At 64.8% G+C, this 6528-nt stretch carries 6 protein-coding genes and 1 pseudogene; 2 read left to right on the top strand and 5 right to left on the bottom strand.

Annotation, left to right across the window (positions count from 1 at the left end; translation table 11 throughout):
• The 4 genes and pseudogenes from I5M_RS24830 to I5M_RS24815 form a co-directional block, all read right to left on the bottom strand.
• A pseudogene (locus I5M_RS24830) lies at positions 1–610 on the bottom strand (hypothetical protein); the annotation flags it as partial.
• Positions 611–647: 37 nt separating this feature from the next.
• Positions 648–1940, bottom strand: a complete 1293-nt coding sequence (locus I5M_RS24825) for an adenylosuccinate synthase (protein ID WP_031337470.1) — start codon at positions 1938–1940, stop codon at positions 648–650.
• Positions 1941–2204: 264 nt separating this feature from the next.
• Complete coding sequence (locus I5M_RS24820; protein ID WP_022723865.1) at positions 2205–3257, bottom strand: HD-GYP domain-containing protein; 1053 nt, start codon at positions 3255–3257, stop codon at positions 2205–2207.
• 52 nt (positions 3258–3309) lie between these two features.
• Positions 3310–3654, bottom strand: a complete 345-nt coding sequence (locus tag I5M_RS24815; protein ID WP_244432090.1) for a PilZ domain-containing protein — start codon at positions 3652–3654, stop codon at positions 3310–3312.
• 550 nt (positions 3655–4204) lie between these two features.
• On the opposite strand from I5M_RS24815, the gene I5M_RS24810 reads away from it, so the two are divergent.
• Positions 4205–5029: an aldo/keto reductase gene (locus tag I5M_RS24810; RefSeq protein WP_031337469.1), complete on the top strand. Its 825-nt coding sequence runs from the start codon at positions 4205–4207 to the stop codon at positions 5027–5029.
• Between the two features lie 150 nt (positions 5030–5179).
• Here I5M_RS24810 and I5M_RS24805 read toward each other — a convergent pair whose 3' ends face one another.
• On the bottom strand, positions 5180–5803 hold the full coding sequence (locus I5M_RS24805) for a class I SAM-dependent methyltransferase (protein ID WP_022723862.1): 624 nt from the start codon (positions 5801–5803) through the stop codon (positions 5180–5182).
• A 309-nt stretch (positions 5804–6112) separates the two neighbouring features.
• Between I5M_RS24805 and I5M_RS24800 the strand changes: the two genes are divergently transcribed.
• The coding region (locus I5M_RS24800; protein WP_022723861.1) for an aminoacyl-tRNA deacylase at positions 6113–6528 on the top strand (416 nt) is incomplete at its 3' end.

Below are 6528 nucleotides of genomic sequence, written 5' to 3'. Positions count from 1 at the left end.
ACGGCGCCACATTGGCGTAGGTCTTGCGCGCGGCGCGATTGGCCTGCGCGGCGGCGTTGCCGAGACCGTCGAGATCGGCGGTGACATCGCGGAAGCCGGGCAGTCCGGGACTGGCCGGCGCCGGCGCCTCCACGGCACGGCGCGGCGGCGTACGGTTCGGCTCCGGCGGAATCGGCGGCGGCTCGACGCGCAGCGTTCGCGGCGGCCGCTCTTCGCGCGGAGGTGTCGCGGGCGTCGCTGCTGCTGGAGGCGCGCCCGGAGCGCGGTTGACCTGCGGCGGCGGATCGCCGGGACGAATCGGCCGTGTCGCGGCACGCAGCGCATCGCCGGCGCGCGGCGAGCCTTCGCCTGGCTTGGTGCGATTCTTCAGTTCGGCACGGGCCGCATCACGCGCACGCTGTGCGGCCTCGGATTCGACCTTGCGGACGGCTTCTTCGAGCGCCAGCCGCTCGCGGGTGATTTCGGATTCCGTCAGAGGCGGCTGCACACCGCGCAGCTGCGCAATCAGCGCGGCGCGCGCCCGCTCGTAGAGCGCGCGACGCTGCTCGCCCGGAGCGTTGGGGTCCAGGCCGGCGATAGCGCGGGCGATCAGCGGATAGTAATCAGCCATCTTGACTCAATATGCGATGCCTACCGGTAACAGCTTATTAAGCCTCGAACGGATTCTGCACCAGAATTGTGTCCTCACGTTCCGGACTGGTGGACAACAGCGCAACCGGACATCCGACCAACTCTTCGATGCGGCGGACATATTTGATCGCCTGCGCCGGCAACTCTGCCCAAGAGCGGGCATTGGCAGTTGGTTCCTGCCAACCCTCGATGGTTTCATAAATCGGCTCGACCCGGGCCTGCGCCCCCTCGCCGGCCGGCAGATGGTCGATCTCCTTGCCGTCGAGCTTGTAGCCGACGCAGACCTCGACCTTGTCGAAGCCGTCCAGGATGTCGAGCTTGGTCAGCGCCAGACCGTGGATGCCGCAGGTCCGCACCGTCTGGCGCACCAGCACCGCATCGAACCAGCCGCAGCGCCGCTTGCGGCCGGTGTTGACGCCGAACTCCTTGCCGCGGCGGCCGATCTCTTCGCCGATCTCGTTGGTGAGCTCGGTCGGGAACGGGCCTGCGCCGACGCGCGTGGTGTAGGCCTTGCAGATGCCGAGGACGTAACCGACCGCGCCCGGGCCGAGGCCGGAGCCGGTCGCGGCCTGGGCCGCCACCGTGTTGGAAGACGTGACGTACGGATAGGTGCCGTGATCGACGTCGAGCAGCGCACCCTGCGCGCCCTCGAACAGAATGCGCTTGCCTTCGCGGCGCTTGATGTCCAAGAGCCGCCACACCGTCTCGGCGTAAGGCAACAGCTGCGGCGCCATCGCGGTCAGCCCGGCGATGATTTCGCCGGCGTCGAACTCCGGCAAATTGAAGCCACGGCGCAGCGCGTTGTGATGCGCGAGCAGGCGCTCGACCTTCTGCGGCAGCGTGTCGGGATCGGCGAGATCCATCAGCCGGATCGCGCGGCGGCCGACCTTGTCTTCATAAGCCGGGCCGATGCCGCGTTGGGTGGTGCCGATTGCGCCGGCCTTGGCGGCGTTCTCACGCAGCGAATCGAGCTCGCGGTGCAGCGGCAGGATCAGCGTGACGTTCTCGGCGACGCGCAGATTGTCGGGCGAAACGGCGACGCCCTGGCCGGTGAGCTTCTTGATCTCGTCGAGGAAGGCTTGCGGATCGAACACGACGCCGTTGCCGATCACCGCCAGCTTGGACGGGCGCAGCACGCCGGACGGCAGCAGTGCCAGCTTGTAGGTGGCGCCGTTGATCACCAGCGTATGGCCGGCATTGTGGCCGCCCTGGAAGCGGACGACGATGTCGGCCTGCTCGGACAGCCAGTCGACGATCTTGCCCTTGCCCTCGTCGCCCCACTGGGCGCCGACCACCACGACATTGGCCATCTGTAGGAAATTCCTCTGCAACTCGACCGGAAGTTGTCCGATCGCGGCGCCGTGTGCCGGCGTCCACTCGATCGGACCAAGCGCCATGCCAAAACACGGCCGCGGCCGCTCGCATGCGAAGCGTAACACCGGATAACGGATGCAGGCGGGGGAAGCAAGCAAAAGGGGGCGCTGCGGCGCCCCGACGGGCCTGCTCAACGCATTGATTTCCCCCGAAAAACTTCAAACCCCGCAGAGGTCCGCCGGGCCCTCGGCCGGACTCGACTATTGGCCGAGCGCCACCTGCCGGAACGCCGCCACCAGCGGCGCTTCGAGCTTGCCGCGCATCTTCAGCAGGATCTCGTAGGCATCCTCCCGCGGCATCGGCGCCTTGTAGCGGCGATCCTCGATCAGCGCGCCGAAGATATCCGAGATCGTCAGCAGCCGGACCAGATCCGGAATGCTGTTACCGGAGATCCCATCCGGATAGCCGCTGCCGTCGAGAAATTCGTGGTGATGACGCACGCCGCTCAGGACTTCGTCGGAAATTCCCGGCGTGCCCTTGAGCACGTCGTACCCCCGCGATGAGTGCGTCTCGATCATCGCCCGCTCCTCCGGATCTAGCTTGCCGGGCTTGTCGAGGACTTCGAGCGGAATGCAGGCCTTGCCGATGTCGTGGAAAGTAGCGGCAACGGCAAGGCGACGAATATCAGCCTGGGGTACGCCGAGGCTGACGCCGAAATCGACCGCAACGCCGGCGACCAAGAGACAATGCTGGTAGGTGCCTTCGTGATGCCGGCGCACCGTCGCCAGCCAGTTCGACAGGCCGTGATCCATGACGCTGTCGGCGATCGCCGTCGCAGCCTCTTCCATGCCGCCGACATCGACCTTGAAACCACGCGCCACCGACGTGAATGCCGTCGAGAGCCTCTGAGAAGCCAACGCTGCCGATCGCGTCGCCTCGGCCGCCGCCGAACTGCCCGACCAGTTCATCACGACCTGATCGCTGAGCTGGGCGATCAGCACCGACGGCGACACCGGATTGTGCAACACGCGCGTCGCACCGAGCGCATAGGCCTGCGCCGAATGGATGTGGGACTTGCCGTCGATCAGGAACAGCCGCTTCGCGGCGTGCGACATGCCATACATCACCTCCTTGAGGACGGCGATGTTGTCGACGACACGGATGTCGACGGCGACCACCACCGCATCCGCGTCCGGCGCCGTCGCGGCTTTGATGTCGCTGAGCATGTAGAAATTCGGCTCGAGCTGCATCGGCAGCATCAGCCGCAACGCCGAAAGCTTGTCCCGGCTATCGGCGATCACGTGAACAGACATCAGCAGGTTCGCATATTATTGGGAAGAAACGGCAGCAATCGGGAGACACGCTTCAATCCTTCAATGCAGGCCCCGATTTGCCCGATGCAATGAACCGGACGCCGATCATTTCGCCATCGACCCGGACGAGCTGACAGCGTCGATAGGGCTTCCCCGCAGGAGACAGCACCAGGAAAAACTCGGTGATGTTCAGGCCGGCCATCGTGGTCTTCAGGACGAGCTTCGCTCCTGTTGCCGAGATGTCCTTGACCGCGCACTCCCGCGACCAAGTGCCATCGGCGCCGATCAAAACGGCGTCGATCGACTTCTCGAACGAGACCCGCGGATTTTTCCGTTCGCCCCAAGCCAAATTCCCGCCCTCGCCCCACCAAAAATGTCGTGCCGGAAGATCACCCACCTGATCCTTCGGCTTGGCGGCTGCGCCTCAGTCGTGCGCAGTTACAATAATAGTAATTGAATACCGATGCAGTGATTCGAACACGACTCGGCGGTTGCATCAAATGATTTTGTCGCAAAGTTAGTAGCAATCCGCAGAACTTTGCAATGACGAAATGCAGTGAGCGCATGACCTGACTAACTACAGGCATCTCTCGTCCATATTGCGCACTTCGTCCTGACGTCTCGTCAAGTTTTAACGAGTTGTTAATTGAGCGAAGGTGCAGGATAGGAGCGATGCCGCACCTATTAGTCGTCCGGCTCCTTCACGCGATCCACGTTCCGAAGGTCCGACGACGAAGAAGCCTCAAGCTGCGGCGGCGCCCCGCCATCACAATAAACCAATTAAAAGCACCCGCCATTCAAAGAACGCACTTGGCTGTGAGTGTCGGGCGGAATCGTATGGTCCGATGCGAAATCGCCATCCCGCGGCACTTATTTCCGCATTGTCCGATACGAATTCGAATTGTGATGACAAGCCGCTGCGGGGCGCGCGGCGAGCAGGAGACGGCATGCAGACGATCAAGACCCAGGGGATCGACGTTCCCAAGCTCGGCTTGGGAACGTTCAGGCTACAAGGCAAGGAATGCCACGCGGCTGTGCTGAACGCTTTGGGGCACGGCTATCGCCACATCGACACCGCCGAGATGTACGCCAATGAAGACTCGGTCGGCGATGCGCTGGAAGACACCGACGTGCCGCGCGGCGAGATCCATCTCACCAGCAAAGTGTGGTGGCAGAATCTGGCGCCGGATGCGATCCGCCGGTCGTTCGATATCAGCCGGCGCAAGCTGAAGACCGACTATGTCGATCTCTATCTGATCCACTGGCCGGCGCCGGACATGGACCTGGGCGCGGCGCTCGAGACGCTGATGCGGATCAAGCAAGAGGGCGGCGCCCGCGCCATCGGCGTCTGCAATTTTCCGGTGGCGCTGATGAAGCAGGCTGTCGAGGAGATCGGCGCGCCGATCGCCTGCAATCAGGTGGAATATCACGTCCTGCTCGGCCAGAAGCTGCTGCTGCCTTATCTGCAGAGCCACGACATTCCGCTCACCGCCTACGCGCCGCTGGCGCAGGGACGGCTCGCGTCCTATCCGGAATTGCAACAGATCGCCGACAAGCACAGCGCCACCGCAGCACAGATCGCGCTCGCCTGGCTGCTCGAACAGACCGGCGTGATGGCAATCCCGAAGGCGCGCAGCGAAGCCAGCCAGAAGAGCAATCTCGGCGCCCTCGCCATCAAGCCCGACCAGGACGATCGCGCACTGATCGCCAAGCTGCCGAAAGACCAGCGCTTCGTGAACCCGGCCTTCGCGCCGCAATGGGATGCGGAGTAGCTTGTAGTCCGGCCCCTGGGAAAGCTCCGTCATTCCAGGCGCTCGCGCCAGCGAGCGAACTCGGAATCTCGACGTGGTGGCGACGTCCGGTCGCAGAACAGGTCGGGATTCCGGGTTCACGCGCTTCGCGCGTGCCCCGGAATGACGGTGCTAATTGGCGCGCTTCCTAGCCACGATGTAGTGTGCGTGGCGGTTGGTGCCGAAGGTCTTGGCGTCTTCGATCGCGAAGCCGGCCCGCGCGAACGCAGCGCGGAGATCGGCGACGCCGAGCATTCGGATGGGCGGTAGCCAGCCGAGCGCGCGCAGCACCGGCAAAGCGAGGCCTCGCATGACGACATTCATGTCCTTCAGGCAGTAGGTCTTGCTGATCAGTAAGCCGCCCGGGTTCAACCGACGATGGATCCCCGCCAGGGTCGCGTCGAGATCGTCGACCAGATGCAGGATCAGGAAGGCGCAGACGACGTCGTAGCTGTCCCGATCCGGCGCCGCCAGCGCGTCGCCGACGTCGAAGCTCACCTGGGTCGGGGCAACCTTGCTGCGCGCGATCCGTACCATCTCGGGCGACAGATCGGTCGCGTCCCACCGCGCGACGCCGCCGCCGAGCCGGATCGCCGCGCCACCGGTGCCGCAGCCGATCTCCAGCACGCGGTCCGTCGGAGACAACCTGGTGGCAACATCGGCCAACATCGCCTCATAGGCGGCGACATCCTTGATCGGCCGCGCCGCGTAGCGCTCGGCCATCTTGTCCCAGAATTGTCTGCTGGCTTCGCTCATCGGGCATCGTCCATTCGAGTTCGCGTCAGCCTAGCGCAGCGGTGCCACCGCGCGAACCACGGCGAAGGATGAAGGCCTCTCCACCGTCATTCCGGGGCGCGCCGAAGGCGCGAACCCGGAATCTCGATGTCGTGGAACGGAGCGTCGCAGAACAGGTCGGGATTCCGGGTTCACGCGCTGGCGCGCGTGCCCCGGAATGACGTGGGTAACCGCCCCGGAATGACGTTGAGAGGCGGCGATTGCTCGCGCAGCGCATCGCCTGCTACATCGGGCCGCGGCACAAACGCCGCATCTTAGTCCGGTCCAGCCATGTCCAAATCCACCCGCGCCACGCAGATGCTCGACAAGCTCGGCGTCGCTTATACGCTGCACAGCTACGCGTACGACCCCGATGCCGACGCGATCGGGCTGGCCGCGGCCGCGGCGCTCGGGGTCGAGCCGAGGCGGATGCTGAAGACGCTGATGGCCGAGCTCGACGGCAAGCCGGTCTGCGCGGTGATCGCCTCCGATTGCGAGGTCAGCATGAAGAAGCTGGCCGGCGCGCTCGGCGGCAAATCGGCCAGGATGATGAAGCCGGCGGACGCCGAACGGCTGACTGGCTATCACGTCGGCGGCATTTCGCCGTTCGGCCAGAAGAAGCGCGTACCCGTCGTGCTCGACGCCGCAGCGCTGGCGCATACGACCGTGTATCTCAACGGCGGCCAGCGCGGNTCCAGATCGAGATC

The organism is Rhodopseudomonas sp. B29 (assembly GCF_000333455.1).
GTDB lineage: Bacteria > Pseudomonadota > Alphaproteobacteria > Rhizobiales > Xanthobacteraceae > Rhodopseudomonas.
This window is presented reverse-complemented; position numbering and strand designations above follow the sequence as displayed.

What these genes read in the sequence shown, in the direction of transcription:
- I5M_RS24805 (WP_022723862.1), bottom strand. Translation starts at nt 5,803, where the DNA reads ATGAGCGAAGCCAGCAGACAATTCTGGGACAAGATGGCCGAGCGCTAC.
- I5M_RS24810 (WP_031337469.1), top strand. Translation starts at nt 4,205, where the DNA reads ATGCAGACGATCAAGACCCAGGGGATCGACGTTCCCAAGCTCGGCTTG.
- I5M_RS24820 (WP_022723865.1), bottom strand. Translation starts at nt 3,257, where the DNA reads ATGTCTGTTCACGTGATCGCCGATAGCCGGGACAAGCTTTCGGCGTTG.
- I5M_RS24825 (WP_031337470.1), bottom strand. Translation starts at nt 1,940, where the DNA reads ATGGCCAATGTCGTGGTGGTCGGCGCCCAGTGGGGCGACGAGGGCAAG.